The sequence below is a fragment of the Paenibacillus bouchesdurhonensis genome (assembly GCF_900155685.1).
Taxonomy (GTDB): Bacteria; Bacillota; Bacilli; order Paenibacillales; family Paenibacillaceae; genus Fontibacillus; species Fontibacillus bouchesdurhonensis.
The window spans coordinates 124,254-140,162 of the sequence record NZ_LT732547.1 but is presented as its reverse complement, the minus strand read 5'-3'; the positions used below and the strand labels follow the sequence as shown (position 1 = coordinate 140,162).

Annotated in this window: 16 protein-coding genes and 1 tRNA gene; 5 read left to right on the top strand and 12 right to left on the bottom strand. The window is 46.4% G+C overall.

The features are described from left to right. Positions 1 to 21: 21 nt before the first annotated feature. Genes CZ379_RS00825 through CZ379_RS00810 form a run of 4 tightly spaced genes read right to left on the bottom strand, consistent with a single transcriptional unit; the run spans position 22 to position 1,708 of the window. Positions 22 to 351, bottom strand: a complete 330-nt coding sequence (locus tag CZ379_RS00825) for a LytTR family DNA-binding domain-containing protein (RefSeq protein WP_110929864.1) — start codon at positions 349 to 351, stop codon at positions 22 to 24. Positions 352 to 389: 38 nt separating this feature from the next. Further along, complete coding sequence (locus CZ379_RS00820) at positions 390 to 908, bottom strand: tubby C-terminal domain-like protein (RefSeq protein ID WP_110929863.1); 519 nt, start codon at positions 906 to 908, stop codon at positions 390 to 392. Between the two features lie 34 nt (positions 909 to 942). Continuing rightward, positions 943 to 1,458 carry a stage II sporulation protein M gene (locus CZ379_RS00815; RefSeq protein ID WP_110929862.1) on the bottom strand — a complete coding sequence of 172 codons (516 nt, stop codon included), beginning with the start codon at positions 1,456 to 1,458 and terminating at the stop codon, positions 943 to 945. Positions 1,459 to 1,468: 10 nt separating this feature from the next. Further along, a complete protein-coding gene (locus CZ379_RS00810; protein ID WP_110929861.1) occupies positions 1,469 to 1,708 on the bottom strand; it encodes a TM2 domain-containing protein in 240 nt (79 codons plus the stop codon). A 216-nt stretch (positions 1,709 to 1,924) separates the two neighbouring features. Here CZ379_RS00810 and CZ379_RS00805 point away from each other — a divergent pair, with 216 nt between their 5' ends. Then, positions 1,925 to 2,218, top strand: a complete 294-nt coding sequence (locus tag CZ379_RS00805) for a hypothetical protein (protein ID WP_110929860.1) — start codon at positions 1,925 to 1,927, stop codon at positions 2,216 to 2,218. A gap of 108 nt (positions 2,219 to 2,326) precedes the next feature. Here the strand turns inward: CZ379_RS00805 and eno are convergent, their stop codons facing one another. From eno to CZ379_RS00775, 6 genes are all read right to left on the bottom strand, one after another. Beyond that, complete coding sequence (gene eno, locus CZ379_RS00800; protein WP_110929859.1) at positions 2,327 to 3,613, bottom strand: phosphopyruvate hydratase; 1,287 nt, start codon at positions 3,611 to 3,613, stop codon at positions 2,327 to 2,329. Positions 3,614 to 3,705: 92 nt separating this feature from the next. After that, positions 3,706 to 5,253: a 2,3-bisphosphoglycerate-independent phosphoglycerate mutase gene (gene gpmI / locus CZ379_RS00795; RefSeq protein ID WP_110929858.1), complete on the bottom strand. Its 1,548-nt coding sequence runs from the start codon at positions 5,251 to 5,253 to the stop codon at positions 3,706 to 3,708. Then, on the bottom strand, positions 5,254 to 6,006 hold the full coding sequence (tpiA, locus tag CZ379_RS00790; protein WP_110929857.1) for a triose-phosphate isomerase: 753 nt from the start codon (positions 6,004 to 6,006) through the stop codon (positions 5,254 to 5,256). It abuts the gene before it with no gap. Positions 6,007 to 6,037: 31 nt separating this feature from the next. Next, entirely contained in the window at positions 6,038 to 7,219 is a 1,182-nt protein-coding gene (locus tag CZ379_RS00785; RefSeq protein WP_110929856.1) for a phosphoglycerate kinase, read from the bottom strand. 247 nt (positions 7,220 to 7,466) lie between these two features. Further along, complete coding sequence (gap, locus tag CZ379_RS00780; RefSeq protein WP_110929855.1) at positions 7,467 to 8,477, bottom strand: type I glyceraldehyde-3-phosphate dehydrogenase; 1,011 nt, start codon at positions 8,475 to 8,477, stop codon at positions 7,467 to 7,469. Positions 8,478 to 8,560: 83 nt separating this feature from the next. Further along, positions 8,561 to 9,622 carry a sugar-binding transcriptional regulator gene (locus CZ379_RS00775; RefSeq protein WP_110929854.1) on the bottom strand — a complete coding sequence of 354 codons (1,062 nt, stop codon included), beginning with the start codon at positions 9,620 to 9,622 and terminating at the stop codon, positions 8,561 to 8,563. A gap of 883 nt (positions 9,623 to 10,505) precedes the next feature. Here CZ379_RS00775 and CZ379_RS00770 point away from each other — a divergent pair. The 4 genes from CZ379_RS00770 (at position 10,506) to CZ379_RS00755 (ending at position 14,193) form a co-directional block, all read left to right on the top strand. Beyond that, positions 10,506 to 10,580, top strand: a tRNA-Arg gene (locus CZ379_RS00770). 313 nt (positions 10,581 to 10,893) lie between these two features. After that, positions 10,894 to 11,490 carry an ATP-dependent Clp endopeptidase proteolytic subunit ClpP gene (clpP, locus tag CZ379_RS00765; protein ID WP_055105503.1) on the top strand — a complete coding sequence of 199 codons (597 nt, stop codon included), beginning with the start codon at positions 10,894 to 10,896 and terminating at the stop codon, positions 11,488 to 11,490. Between the two features lie 91 nt (positions 11,491 to 11,581). Next, positions 11,582 to 13,381, top strand: coding sequence for an adenine deaminase (gene ade / locus CZ379_RS00760; protein ID WP_110929853.1), 1,800 nt, complete (start codon positions 11,582 to 11,584; stop codon positions 13,379 to 13,381). Positions 13,382 to 13,458: 77 nt separating this feature from the next. Beyond that, positions 13,459 to 14,193 (top strand): DsbA family oxidoreductase, encoded by a 735-nt coding sequence (locus tag CZ379_RS00755; RefSeq protein WP_110929852.1) that lies wholly within the window; start codon positions 13,459 to 13,461, stop codon positions 14,191 to 14,193. 425 nt (positions 14,194 to 14,618) lie between these two features. Here CZ379_RS00755 and CZ379_RS00750 read toward each other — a convergent pair whose 3' ends face one another. Beyond that, positions 14,619 to 14,831, bottom strand: a complete 213-nt coding sequence (locus CZ379_RS00750) for a hypothetical protein (protein WP_110929851.1) — start codon at positions 14,829 to 14,831, stop codon at positions 14,619 to 14,621. A 58-nt stretch (positions 14,832 to 14,889) separates the two neighbouring features. Next, positions 14,890 to 15,900 (bottom strand): carbohydrate ABC transporter permease, encoded by a 1,011-nt coding sequence (locus CZ379_RS00745; RefSeq protein WP_110929850.1) that lies wholly within the window; start codon positions 15,898 to 15,900, stop codon positions 14,890 to 14,892. Positions 15,901 to 15,909 lie beyond the last annotated feature (9 nt).

The following is a 15,909-nucleotide window of genomic DNA, read 5'->3' as shown; positions in this document are numbered from 1 at the left end:
TTCCTCCTGACAACCTTGAAATTACTCCAATATAAACTCTAGTGATTTTTTATGAATTAAGGCATACTTATTATCCGTATAAACCGCTTCATACACGTTTTCATTAAGTAATACTAACTCTTTAATTAACCTTTTATTCACTATAAAGGATCGATGTCCCCTAACAAATTCCTTTGGGAGCAAACCTATAATTTCCTTTAATGTATTATTAATCAGTATTTCTTCGTACAGTGTATTAATAATACTATGACTTCTGCAACGCTCAATAAACATAATTTCATCAATATCCAATAATAAAATATGGTTTCGTTTTTTTATGATTAAACGATCCTCCACATTCTCTAGAATCATGGCTCCTCCTAATAAAAATATTTAAAATGTTGTTATCTTTAATCGTACTTAGTAGATAGTATTAAGTTGAGACATATTATTACATAGATACTTAATGTAGGCTCTATTATGTTGATGCTTACCTTTCTGGGTGGTGTTAGAGTCAAGTACTCATACTCCGATATTACTTTATTCGTTTTTACGTCTTTAATCCGTATGTATTTGTCCATGAAGTCCTTTTGAATAACAAATTCTTCCCCATGGTAACTAAAAATATAACGAGGATTAGTTTTGATTTTGGTAACACAATTTAAGTGATGTCTACTGCCATCTTCAATAATATCCCAACTATCTCTTATAAGAGTCAGCTTATCAATGGCCTCAACTATAAGCTTTCCTTCTTTATCATAAACTTTAAAGTTCAAGAAAAATCCATCAAGGATAAAATCAACACAACGTTGGAATGGGGTTTTGTAATAGCGTTGTATTCCTCCAACCACCTCCTGTTGTTCAGTAGTTATTTTATGAATCTTCTTGGTGGATTGTTTTAAAAATGGTTGGGTAAAGTAATAAATCACATTCTCCTCCTTATTCTAAGGAAATATATTTAAATCAATCGATGAAAGCCAGAAAGATTCTATTTGATAGATATACTTCTAGAAAAGAAGCAATGAACATCAGGATTAAGGATGCTGGAATGTACCGTAATATGAGATTTAAATAAAGTTTTTTTAAAATACGCATATCTTTATATTTTAAATATTGGTAAAAACACCTAAACTGTTGAAATGTGAAAACTAAAACGATATAACTCACAAAAATCTCTAATATGCCGTGGCTAAATGATGACATATAGTATGTTACCGGATTTGCTTCAATACCATATGGTGCTTGACCCATTCCGTACAAAAAAACGACTGTAAATAAAACAGATATTCCTATAGGAGATAATGCAAACCAAATAATTATCTGAAAAGAGTTAATTATAAAAATCCACAAGGCATCATTCAGATGAAGTTGACCTATCTGTTTATTGGCCTCACTTGATTGTCCATTTATAAAACCACAAAAAATGACGACTAAACAAAATAGGCAATATAAAGGAAACCATCGCAGCATAACTCTCATATTTTCGCTCCTATGTTATACGAGTTTGGTTTATTTCTGAATTAACAGCATCCACCAATTTATAAGAATCAAGCATAGAATAAATCCATATAAACATCAGTGGTATAATCCCGATTAACAAAGTAAGTAATAAAGACGACAATAAATATGAACTTAATAATATAAATCCTTTTTTCACTTTCCCTAAATAAAAGTGTCCAAAGCCAGGAAGGAAAAACGACAATAAAACAGCAATCCACGTCTTTTTCACCAAATCGCCTCCATAATTAGTATATTACGATTGTTTTTTCAAATTTAACATAATATTTGTTTTATTTCAATATAATGTATGTTTATTTCACCTAGAGTTGGAAAACCCGGTAATTCAAGGCTATATGTCCGCTATTCAATTGATTATTGATTGCAGACACTTAAAATCTAGTAATATAAAATTGTAAATAACTTCAAATTATAAAGGAGGATTTTTATGTCACTTTTTTACAATGCCTTTACAGGTACATCCAGTCTAGGAGATGTAGCATGGTCGATCGCACAACTTGCTTGGAGGAAATTCAATATTGTAGGGGAGTTCACTAATTTTTACAACAGCATTCTTTGGAAGATCCGGGCTCTTTTTAATGCTGTTGATGGCGGAAGTTTTTCATGGTTTGATGTAGGTGGAATCATCCTTGATTTGGGCGAATATTTAGTTACTTTTATACCTGCTGGTAGAGTTGCAGATGTTGTAACCTTCTTATGGGGTAGTGCCAACATACTCTGATCTGATTAAAACCCATAGAAACAAAAAAAGCGATAAATCAATCCTATTCAGGAATGACTTATCGCTTTTTAATTAGATCACTCAGAATGCAATATCACGTTATCGATATTACTGATTCAGGTTGTAGAAGGATTTCAAGCCGTTGTATTGAGCCAATTCGCCCAATTGGTCTTCGATGCGAAGCAATTGGTTGTACTTCGCAACGCGGTCTGTACGGGAAGGTGCGCCCGTTTTAATTTGGCCTGCATTTGTCGCTACAGCGATGTCAGCGATCGTGCTATCCTCGGACTCGCCGGAACGGTGAGAGATAACTGCTGTGTAACCTGCGCGTTTTGCCATTTCAATCGCGTCGAAAGTTTCTGTCAACGTACCGATTTGGTTCACTTTAATCAGGATGGAGTTACCGATACCGTCTTTGATGCCTTTTTCCAGACGCTCTGTGTTTGTTACGAACAGGTCGTCGCCCACGAGTTGAATTTTGTTGCCCAATTTCTCAGTGAGCAATTTCCAACCTTCCCAGTCGTCCTCGGAGCAGCCGTCTTCGATCGTAACGATTGGGTATTTATCCACCCAAGAAGCCATCAAATCAACGAATTCAGCTGGAGTATAGGACTTGCCTTCGCCTTCAAGATGGTATTTACCGTCTTTGAAGAACTCTGTGGAAGCAACGTCCATGCCCAAAACAACATCTTCGCCAGGTTTGTAGCCAGCTTTCTCGATCGCTTCAATGATGGAAGACAGAGCATCCTCATTGGAGGAGAAGTTAGGAGCGAAGCCGCCTTCGTCGCCTACAGCCGTGTTCAGGCCTTTAGCTTTAAGTACGGATTTCAGGTTATGGAAAATTTCAGCGCCTACACGAAGAGCTTCTTTGAAAGTAGGTGCGCCTACTGGCAGAACCATGAACTCTTGCACGTCTACGTTGTTGTCTGCATGCGCGCCGCCGTTTACGATGTTCATCATTGGAACTGGAAGCTGCTTTGCGTTGAATCCGCCAAGGTAAACATACAATGGGAGATCTAGTGCGTCAGCTGCTGCGCGAGCTACAGCCATAGACACAGCCAGGATCGCGTTTGCGCCGAGCTTGCCTTTGTTAGGTGTTCCATCCAAAGTAATCATCAGCTTGTCAATGCCAAGTTGATCCAGGGCATCCATGCCGATCACTTCTGGAGCGATAATTTCGTTTACGTTCTCAACAGCTTTCAATACCCCTTTACCGAGGTAACGAGATTTGTCTTCGTCACGCAGCTCAACAGCTTCGTGAGCGCCTGTGGAAGCGCCGGAAGGAACGATAGCACGGCCAATTGCGCCGGACTCCAGATATACTTCAACTTCTACCGTCGGGTTACCGCGGGAGTCCAAGACTTCGCGAGCGTACACGTCAGAAATAATAGTCATTGTATAGTCTCCTTTTATATGCGTATTTGAAATCTTCTTCTACTTCTCTTGCATTCTCTTAAGCCACTTCCCCGAAGCTAGGCTCGGACAATTTAGCCTTTGCGGCTGGCGATCATCGAGGTGCCTGTCATTTCTTCTGGCTTCGGCAGACCCATCAAGTCCAGAAGCGTTGGTGCCACATCCGCCAGGATGCCGCTATCACGTAGTATAACATTTTCATCGGTCACGATAAAAGGAACCGGGTTCGTCGTATGCGCAGTAAATGGACGGCCATTCTCATCGAATACCATGTCAGCATTGCCATGGTCGGCGATGATGATGACGACACCGCCTTTTGCTTTAACAGCATCCACCACTTTGCCTACGCATTCATCGGTCACTTCCACCGCTTTTTTCGTTGGCTCCAGCATACCGGAATGGCCTACCATATCCGGGTTAGCGAAGTTCAGAATGATCGCGTCATGCTTATCGGACTCAATCTCCTTCACCGCTGCCTCAGCCACTTCATAAGCGCTCATCTCCGGCTTAAGGTCATATGTCGCGACCTTCGGCGAATTAATGAGTACCCGTGTCTCCCCAGGCAGCTGTACGTCCCGTCCACCGCTGAAGAAGAATGTAACGTGAGGGTATTTCTCTGTCTCGGCAATTCGAAGCTGTGTCTTTCCATGCTGCACGAGAACCTCGCCAAACGTGTTATCCAGATCCTTTGGTTTGTAGGCTACATAACCTTCTACCGTCTCTGCAAACAGCGTCAAGCAGACGAAATGCAGACCTTGCGGGAACTTCGGCCCCCGGTCAAAGCCTTGGAAATCCTTATTCGTAAATACGTTCGACAATTGAATGGCCCGGTCAGGACGGAAGTTCAGGAACACGACAGAGTCACCGGACTCGACGAGAGCGATCGGCTGATCATGTCCATCCACGATAACGGTCGGCATGACGAACTCGTCAAATACCGATTTCTCGTAGGATTCCGTCACGGCTGTAATCGGATCAGTATATTTAGGGCCTTCGCCGTATACCATGGCGCGATACGATTTCTCAACGCGATCCCAACGCTTGTCGCGATCCATTGCATAGTAGCGGCCTTGCACCGTGGCGATCTTGCCTACTCCGACTTCCTCAATCTTCGCGATAAGACGCTCGATGAAGCCTTTAGCGCTGTCCGGAGCCACGTCGCGGCCATCCAGGAACGCATGAATATAGACCTCGTTCATCTCTTCCTTCTTCGCGAGATCAAGCATAGCGAACAAATGGTCAATATGGCTGTGGACACCGCCGTCGGAGAGTAGCCCGTACAAGTGAAGCTTCGTCCCATTCGCCTTGGCACTGCGAACAGCATCAACCAAGGTCTCATTCTCGAAGAACTCGCCTTCACGGATCGACTTGGAAATCCGGGTTAAATCCTGATACACGATGCGTCCTGCACCGATATTCAAGTGGCCGACCTCGGAGTTGCCCATTTGCCCTTCCGGCAGGCCTACAGCCTCGCCGCAAGCGGTTAGCGTCGTGTTCGGGTACTGCTTCAGGTAAAGGTCATAGTTAGGCTTGTGAGCCTGCGCAACCGCGTTGCCTTCCGCTGTATTCCGAAGCCCGAAACCGTCCATGATGATCAATGCTACAGGTCTTGGAGCTGCCATTTACTGCGCCCCCTCGACCAATTGAATATAAGAAACCGGCTGCAAACTGGCACCGCCAACAAGCGCGCCATCGATATCGCTTTGGCCCATATATTCCTTCACATTCTCAGGTTTTACGCTGCCGCCGTATTGGATACGGACTTTGCCGGCAACTTCTTCATTGTACAAATCTTTGACCAGACTGCGGATGTAAGAAATCACTTCGTTCGCATCCTGTGCCGTCGAGGATTTGCCTGTTCCAATCGCCCAGATCGGTTCATAAGCGATAACGACCTGTGCTGCCTGCTCCGCAGACAATCCTTGAAGGGCTGCTTCGGTCTGAACCTTAACAACCTCCTTCGTTTGGCCAGCTTCACGCTCTTCCAGCTTCTCGCCAACACAAGGAATCGGAGTCAAGCCATGCTTGAATGCAGCATGAACCTTCTTGTTCACGATTTCGTCCGTCTCTCCGAAGTAAGCCCGGCGCTCCGAATGCCCGATAATGACATAATCCACGCCCAGATCCTTCAGCATTCCGCCGCTGATTTCACCGGTAAATGCACCTTCATCTTCAAAATGCAGGTTTTGAGCACCAATTTTGATTTTTGTTCCTTTAGCTGCTTCGACCAAAGCCGGAAGATTCGTATAAGGAGCACAAATTACGCTCTCTACGCCTTCTACTTCCGCTTTGCCTTTTACCGCCTCGAAGAAAGCTTTTGCTTCAGGAACGGTTTTGAACATCTTCCAGTTCCCTGCAATGATCGGTGTTCTCATGCGGTTCACTCCTTTATCTATCACTAAATAATTACTTGTCGTTCAGAGCCACAACGCCCGGAAGCGCTTTGCCTTCCATGAATTCCAGGGAAGCGCCGCCGCCTGTGGAGATGTGATCCATTTTATCCGCCAAATTGAATTTCTCCGTTGCTGCCGCCGAATCGCCGCCACCGATAATGGTGTAGCCTTCTGTCGATGCGCAAGCTTCAGCTACCTCGCGAGTTCCACCTGCGAAAATATCAATTTCAAATACACCCATAGGTCCGTTCCATACGACCAATTTCGATTTTTTGATAATGTCCGCATAAATCTCACGAGTCTTCGGCCCGATATCAAGACCTTCCCACTCAGCAGGCATGCTGTCGATGTCTACTACTTTGTTGTTGGCATCCGCACTGAAGTCATCAGCTACAACGACGTCTACAGGCAGTACGAAGTTCTTGCCAAGCTTTTTCGCCTTCTCGATGAATTCAAGCGCTACATCAAGCTTGCTGTCATCAAGCAACGAATTGCCGATCTCATGGCCTTGCGCTTTGAAGAAGGTATAAGTCAGACCGCCGCCAATCAATACGTTGTCAGCAATGTTGAGCAAGTTGTCGATGACATCGATTTTGTCTTTAACTTTGGAACCGCCGATAATTGCGGTGAAAGGACGATCAGGATTCGACAATGCTTTGCCGAGAACGTCAAGCTCCTTCTCCATCAATAAACCGGATACCGCTGGCAGATGATGAGCGATACCTTCCGTGGAAGCATGGGCACGGTGAGCCGCGCCAAACGCATCGTTCACGAACAGATCAGCCAGCTCCGCGAATTGCTTCGCAAGCTCTGGATCATTCTTCTCTTCACCCGGGTAGAAACGAACGTTCTCTAGTACAAGAACATCGCCGTTGTTCAGAGCATCGACCTGCGCTTTGACGGCTTCGCCAACCGCTTCGTCTGCTTTTGCTACTTTTTTACCAATCAATTCGGACAAACGTTCTGCAGCTAGATTCAAACGAAGGGACTCGACCACTTGACCTTTCGGACGGCCCATATGGCTCGCAAGAATAACTTTAGCGCCTTTTTCAACCAAATAGTTAATGGTAGGCAGCGTCTCACGAATACGAGTATCATCGGAGATTTTACCATCCTGAACTGGGACGTTAAAATCGACTCTGACAAATACGCGTTTGCCGGCTACTTCCACATCACGTACACTTTTCTTGTTCATCTCCACGTTCCTCCTAAGGTTTGCGGCTATGGCTTTACGCCATTTAAACGCCTGGTTCTCTTGATTGATTTCTCTCCTAAGCGGTGCTTCTATCTCTATATTTGTGTGTGTGAATGTCGATTCTATAACTTCATAAAGAGCATCTCCAGAAACTCGTCAAGCGTTGTTTTCTGGTTTCAATCATGAACCAAAGAGGAGTCCTGCGGTCAGGTCGCTCCTCTTTGATGTATAGATGTTATTTAAGGAATTACTGAGCTTTCTTAGCAAAGTACTCCAGTGTGCGAACAAGTTGTGCAGTGTAGGACATTTCGTTGTCATACCAAGCCACAGTTTTAACCAATTGCTTGTCGCCAACTGTAAGAACTTTAGTTTGTGTAGCATCGAACAAGGAACCGAAAGTGATTCCTTTGATATCGGAAGATACGATTTCATCTTCAGTATATCCGTAAGTTTCTGGATCGGAAGCAGCTTTCATGGCTGCGTTGACTTCATCAGCAGTTACTTGTTTCTCAAGAACAGTTACCAGCTCAGTCAAGGAACCTGTAGCTACAGGAACGCGTTGTGCTGCGCCGTCAAGCTTGCCTTGCAATTCAGGAATAACAAGACCGATTGCTTTAGCTGCGCCAGTCGTGTTAGGGATGATGTTCTCAGCTGCTGCACGAGCACGGCGGAAATCGCCTTTCGCGTGAGGAGCGTCAAGTGTGTTTTGGTCGCCTGTGTAAGCGTGAATTGTAGTCATCAAGCCTTCAATGATACCAAATTTGTCTTGAAGAACTTTAGCCATTGGAGCCAAGCAGTTTGTCGTACAGGAAGCACCGGAGATAACTGTCTCGGAACCATCAAGGATCTCATGGTTAACGTTGTAAACAACAGTTTTCATGTCGCCTGTAGCTGGAGCGGAGATAACAACCTTCTTCGCGCCGCCTTTCAAGTGAAGCTCAGCTTTTTCTTTCGTTGTGAAGAAGCCTGTGCACTCAAGAACGATATCAACGCCAAGCTCGCCCCAAGGAAGCTCTTCAGGGTTGCGGTTAGCCATAACCTTAACTTCTTTGCCGTTGACTTTGAAGAAGCCGTCATGAACTTCTACTTCGCCATCGAATTTGCCTTGAGTTGTATCATATTTCAACAAATGAGCCAACATTTTAGCGTCGGTCAAGTCATTAATTGCTACTACTTCGATACCTTCCACGTCTTGAATACGACGGAAAGCAAGACGTCCAATACGTCCAAAACCGTTAATACCTACTTTTACACTCATTGATAGATCCTCCCAGTGTTTGTTTTTTTTATTATTCAAGACCATCCTGATAAGACAGTCATGAGTAAATATAAGTTAAACGATCAAATTGCGCTGTTCTGCTGTTTTTCTTTTTGCTCCAGTTCGCTCACGATGTCCATTGCCGCGGCTTCGTCCGTGACGAGTATGTCTTCATGTCCGAACTGCAGCACCGCGTATATAGATTTGGCCTTGCTTTTGCCGCCCGCGATTCCGATCACCGTGTCCGTCTTCCTGATGTCTTCCAGACGGAGTCCCAAGGTCAGCATTTTGTGAACAACTACGCCTTCTTTATCGAAATAATAACCAAACGACTCTGCGACCGCGCCTTCCTTCTGCAACTCCTCAATCATCGAGGGATCCAGTTTGCGGCGGCGGGCCATTTCCATCGCATCCCCGATACCGTGTATAACAATCCGCGCCTGACGGATCGTGCTCACGATATCCTGAATGTTCGGATCGTTTACCAGTGACTGATACGCTTCTTTGCCGAGCAAATCAGGTACATGCAGCAGGCGGTATCCTGCTCCAACCCGCTTTGCCATGCCGGAAGCAATCGTGTTCGCCTGAATCTCCAGGCTCTCTCCGAGCCCTCCGCGCGCTGGCACGAACCAGTTCTGCTTGAACGCCGCATTCGCCGGCGGATTCAATTGCTCCGCGATTTCAGCCATCGTTGTGCCGCCTGTGACCGCTACGACGTCCCCGCCGCGCATGGCTCCGAGCAGCGCCTTAGCCCCTGCCAGACCGAGCTCCCGCTTCGTTAGCGGAGAGGTTTCCCAGTCTCCAGGGATGACCACGACTTTACGCAATCCAAAAGCCTTACGAATCTTCTCCTCCAAATTAGCGAGGCCGAATATTTCCTTTACGATCGGCTCCATATCTTCCAGCAGCTTCCTGCCCGAATCGCTAATCCTCATGCCTATATTCTCGATTTCAATCAGGCCTTGAGCCTTCAAGAGATCTGTTTCGGCACGCAGTACACGTTCCGTCATGTTTAGCGAGAGCGCCAAGGTTCTGCGACCAATCACATCCGATAACATGATCTGGTGAAGTATGGTATGCCTTTTCTTGAGAATTTCCATGAGATCTGGAAGAAGCTGCTTTTGCATTTCTAAAATATTCCGCATGCTTTCCACTCCTGCAAGCTTCGTCTTTCTCTCCTTCTCCTCTGGTCTTAAAACGTCCCGGGTTAACTTTTTAAGTCCCACTGATATTTTAACCAATTTTGGTTCCTGTTGCAAGTGATATGTCCCTATAATTCTCTATCTTTGCACCACTTATACAACAACATTCGAGGAACTTCTACAAACAGCGAAAAAAGGCGGTATAATCCATCTTCCCATAAATCTCAAACGGAATAGAAATCCATCATCCAAATTTACAAGCAGGCATTGGGGAGGCATATTGGTATTGGGGAAATGTGAGCATAGGGATTAGAGGCCCTGTTTGCGACAATAAAATAAAAATTCATTCTATTATTGCTGATTCATGTATCCATATATACACTCTCGGGGTGCCAAATTTATTTCGAGACAAAATCCATCACACTTTAAAATTAGTTGTCCGTCTCCACAGCAGTTTTATGTCATGTACGGTTATGCGTTTGAACAGTCCCATCCCCATATCAGGCTTACATGTCATTCCGGAAAATATGGACGGAGAGGATAATAGCATGAACTAGGGAAGCGGATGTAATTTATATAAACGGAATGGATCAATATAAAGCAGCAATAGAACAAGGTAAATAGAGACAAATTGCTCCACTGTTACTGGATCTTTAGCAAACACTGGCGGGCTGTCACCCGTTGTTACCACTCCACTTAGCTCTGTCAGACAGGATGGCAGCTACTATGCGCTGTCTCCAATCTTTTATAGCGAAGCGTTGTATTTCAATTATGAAGTGGTTTGATTTTGACAAATATAATGTCCTTTAGGGCCGAGGCGCACATAAAATTCCCACTTGAATTTTATTCTCTAATACCATATAATCATTTTTGTTACGCTAAATTTGCGCCCGTGGTCCAATGGATATGACGTAGGCCTCCGGAGCCTGAGATCGAGGTTCGATTCCTCGCGGGCGCGCCATCTTAATTTACAGCCTCTGACGCACAAAGCCTTCTACAGAAGGCTTTTTTTATTTCACATAACATTCTTTGCTTTTCTCAAAAGGCACCCTTGGGTGCTTTTGTTTTTTCTACAGTTTGACCATCTTTGACTTTCTGTTTGAAATTGTTTATGATGAGGTTAATATTTCTCGATTTTGTCAATTATGAGATTGATTGAATCGATACCAAAATTTATATTACAATGGAAGCTATACTGCTTACTTCGCGATCGGTCCAACCTTTACGCAAGGGATGCATGTAATAGCTTGAACCAATCTAAGGAGGTTTTATCGGTGAGTTATATTCCAATGGTCGTTGAACAAAGCAACCGCGGAGAGCGGGCATACGACATTTATTCCAGACTGCTGAAAGACCGTATTATCTTCCTTGGTAGCGGAGTGAATGACGTCGTTGCCAACTCCATCATCGCTCAAATGCTGTTCCTGGACGCAGAAGACCCAGGCAAAGATATTCATTTGTACATTAATAGCCCCGGCGGTTCGATTACGGCAGGCATGGCCATTTATGATACGATGCAATTTATCAAATCGGACGTCTCGACAATTTGCGTGGGACTTGCCGCTTCCATGGGCGCATTCCTATTGAATGCCGGTACCAAGGGCAAGCGCTATGCGCTGCCTAACAGCGAAATCATGATTCATCAGCCGCTTGGCGGTGCTGAAGGACAAGCCACCGATATCGAGATTCGCGCTCGCCGCATCCTCAAAATGCGTGATAAATTGAATCACATTCTGGCTGAACGTACTGGCCAGCCGCTGGAGCGGATCGAGAAGGACACGGATCGCGATTACTTCATGAGCGCTGCTGAAGCTATGGAATACGGCCTCGTAGACAAAGTCATCGAGAGAGTGACTCCTGAAGGAGTGTAACTACTACTTATATAAGACTGTCCTCCAAGTATAGCTTGGAGGACAGTCTTTCTTGCAGTTAGGGTGCTATAAGCAAAGGAGCGACAATGGAATGAGCAATTACCATTTGAACAAACAATATGACATCAGCCATAATCTCGGTCAGGTAGCTATTGGCGCACAACCTGCTGATTTGGTCATTACTAACGGAACACTAGTTAACGTATACACGGGCGAGCTGTTGGCAAACACGGATGTAGCTGTTAGGGATGGCCGGATTGCTTACGTAGGCCAAGCTTCCCATACGATTGGAGAAAATACGCAAGTCATTGATGCCGCGGGACGATACATTTCTCCGGGACTGCTGGATGGCCATATGCACGTAGAGAGCACGATGCTGTCCGTGACCGAATTTTCCAAGGCAGCACTCGCCAAAGGAACTACGGCGATATTTATGGATCCACATGAAATTGCCAATGTATTTGGAACGGAAGGCGTCCGCCTCATGCATGAAGAAGGCCGCGGCTTGCCGCTTAAAGTGTACACCACATTCCCTTCCTGCGTTCCGTCCACAACTGATTTGGAGGATGCGGGTGCCGAGCTTCATGTTGCCGATATCGCCGAAGGCATGAGCTGGGACGGCGTTGCCGGTCTCGGCGAAGTGATGAACTTTCCCGGTGTGGTTCATGGCGAACCCAAAATGACAGGGGAAATCAAAGCTACCATGCAGGCTGGCAAAGCCGTAACAGGCCATTTCCCAAGCGATGACGAGCAGCAGCTTCAAGCCTATATCGCCGCAGGAGTCACTTCCTGTCATGAGACCGTCACGCGAGAGCAAGGTCTAGCCAAGCTAAGACTTGGCATGCACCTGATGATTCGCGAAGGCTCAGCCTGGCATGATGTCAAGGAAGTCATTAAAGTCGTTACCGAGGATCAGGTAAGAACCGATAACATTATGCTCGTTACCGACGATGTCTACCCGGAGACGCTCGTCGATAAAGGGCATCTCAATCATGTCATCCGCCGAGCTATCGAGGAAGGCGTTGACCCGGTCACTGCCATTCAGATGGGGACGATCAACACGGCTCGCTATTTTAAACTGGATGGAGATATCGGCGGAATCGCCCCGGGGAAATGCGCTGACCTGCTGCTTATCGACGATTTACGTCAAATGGAGCCCTCTGCCGTTATTACGAACGGAGAGCTAGTTTATAATGAAGGTAAGCTGTTAGCCCAGTTCCCAAGCTATGTCTACCCGGAGAAGATTCGTCAATCGGTTCATTTAGCCAGACCGCTGACCGCAGCCGATTTCCTTCTTCCGAGCCGAAGCCAGGACGCAAAAACTAAAGTAAACTTAATTCATGTGATAGAGAATAGCGCCCGCACAGCCAAAGCCACGGCCACATTGCACGTAGCCAAGGGCATGATTCAGCCCGATCCGGAACAGGATATCGTTCAACTGGCGTGCATTGAGCGCCATCACGGAACAGGGCAAATCTCTCTGGCCTTTGCCCAGGGCTTCCATTTGAAAAGAGGAGCCGTCGCGTCTACGGTAGCTCATGACAGCCATAATTTGCTTGTCATGGGCACAAATGCAGATGATATGGCCCTCGCTGCCAATGAGCTGGCCAAGCTTGGCGGAGGCATGATCGCGGTCTGTGATGGTCAAATCCTCGCTTCGGTACCGATGGTTATCGCTGGCCTAATGTCGGATCAGCCGTTGGAGACTGTAACTCAAGAAGTGAAGCAACTGGCTGCTGCCTGGAAGCAGCTTGGCTGTCCGCTGAATGCACCGTTCATGACCTTCTCGCTGATTGCGTTGCCCGTCATTCCCGACATCCGGATTTCGAACCGCGGTCTGGTCGATGTGACCGAGTTCAAGCTGATTCCTGTGGAACTTATCGAAGAGTAGATCGTGTAAAGCAGCGACAGAGCATCAGTGCATCCAGAAGGCATTATTATAAATACCAAATCCCTAGGAGGTACGTCATGAAAGTAGATATATGGTCAGATTTCGCTTGTCCGTTCTGCTATATCGGCAAACGAAAATTCGAAGCAGCTTTGGAGCAATTCGCTCACCGGGATCAAGTTGAGGTCGGCTTCCGCAGCTTCGAGCTCGCTCCCGATGCGCAGAAGAACACCGGCAAAGACATGAATACGATTTTGGCCGAGAAGTATGGCATGCCCTACGAACAAGCCAAGCAAATGAACGACCAAGTCACCTTGCAGGCCGCGGAAGTTGGACTGGCATACCATATGGACAGCGTCATTCCAACGAATACCCATGATGCGCACCAGTTGACGCAATTCGCCAAGCAGCATGGCAAAGCCAACGAGCTGGCGGAAAGGCTGTTCAAGGCCTATTTCACCGAAGGGCTCGATCTGGGAGATCACACTACACTAGCCAGGTTAGCCGCTGAGATCGGCCTGAACGAGCAAGAGGCGCTCAAAGCCCTTGAAGAGGCCTCCTTAGACCAAACGGTCACGGAAGAGCTTCAGGAAGGCGCACGCCTCGGAATCAGCGGAGTACCGTTCTTCGTGTTCAACAATAAATATGCCGTATCCGGCGCACAGCCGAGCGAGGCATTCCTGGAGGTGCTGCAGCAGGTATGGCAGGAAGACCAGCAGCAGCCATTACAAGTCATCACCAACAAAACAAGCGGCAACTCGGGTACCGGGTCAAGCTCAGATCCATCCTGCTCCGACGGCTCCTGTTCCGTTTAATATTGTGCCATAGCAAGAATAACAGGTTTCCTACAAAACGAAATGCTCCCCTTATTGCCAACAGATGAATGTAAAAATCTGCTGCGGAGAGGGGAGCTTTTTTCCGCTTTTTATATGATTATTGAATTATGCCTACTGGGCCGAGCCAAAAATTCGTGCCTGCACACCCGGGTCGATCCCCGTGAACGACTTCCAGCCCGATATGAAGAAGGTCGTCGCACAATTGCCAAGCAAGACAGCTAAGTCGGTACCACCCGTCATTCCCAGCCATTCAGGGCGCTCACGCTCCTCGATATCCAAGGGCCCCGCGTCTGGATCGACACCAAGGACAGGAGCTCTGCTGCCCCCAATGATCAGGGGTTAGCGGCTCCAGCAAACTAGCCGTAGACTCGACCTCTTCAATGATTCCATATTCTCTGATTCCCTTACCCTTCCTTCAGAAGTTTCGTCAGCACAAAGGCAATGTCCTGATGTTTATAATCAGCCGGAACTTGCAGTATTAGATGGCCATCCTCCCCCATATTTCCCAACATCACTAACGCGCCCATAATCATTCCAACAACCATGAGCATGCCGCCTAGGCCAATTCCAAGGCCGATCATGAATTTGCGCCGGCGTGCCGTCATTCTTCTTAGCATTAGCGACACCCCGCTTCCTTCTCAGTCCTATCCGATAGCACCGTTTCCTTCTCCCATCTCATCCGACTATACCGCTTCGCTCCACACTCTCCACGAAATATCGCTGAACGAACAAATACAGCACGAGCAGCGGAACAATGACTAACAATATTCCGGTATCGACAATCATTGCAATATAGTTGGGGTCGATCTTCACATTCGGGTCATACCCGCCCGGGAGCATGGATTGGGCAACCGTATTGGCATTGGCTGCGATCGAGGCAACCATCGTCGGCATCAGATTCATTTCACTCATATATAACGAGGTATAGAACGAGTCATTGTATTGCCACACAAAGGAGAACAGCAGCACGGTAATAAGCGGCGGTACCGCATTCGGCAGCATAATACGAAAAAACGTCTTAAAGCCCCCCGCTCCATCGATTAAAGCGGATTCTTCAATCTCCTTCGGAAGCCCCCGGAAAAACTGGCGAAAAATGTAGATGAACAACCCCGCCTTCAATCCATTGGCTGTAAGAGCAGAAATCGTGGTAGGCCAATACGTATTGATGAGATTAATCCCCTCATTGCCTGTCAGCAAATGAATGATGCCAAGAAAATCGAAGCTGCGAAAGTGCAGGTACATCGGTACCATCAACGTATTGGCAGGGATCAGAATCGTTAGGATCGCCAGGCCGAACAAAATGTTTTTTCCTGGAAAGTGAAACCTGGCAAACCCATATCCCGCCAAAGCGCAGGATATCGTCGTAAATAGCATCGTGATCGTCACGAATACAAGCGTGTTGCCGAGCGTAGGGAAATAATTCAGCACCTTCATCGCTGTCTTGATATTATCCAAAGTGAAATTTTGCGGAATAAGGAAAATCGTCGGGTTGTATATATCCTGCTTATCCATGATCGCTACCGCTATCTTCCGTATGATCGGATAAATAATGACAAAGCAAATCCCCGATATGATGCCGTACCGAAACAAAGTCCACAGGGCGTTCTGCGCTTTGCTTCTCAGCCGATGTCCCCCATTGCCCAGCCACGCACGCTTGGTGCGCGCGGTCGCCTTTTGCAGTTCCATACTGCTAAC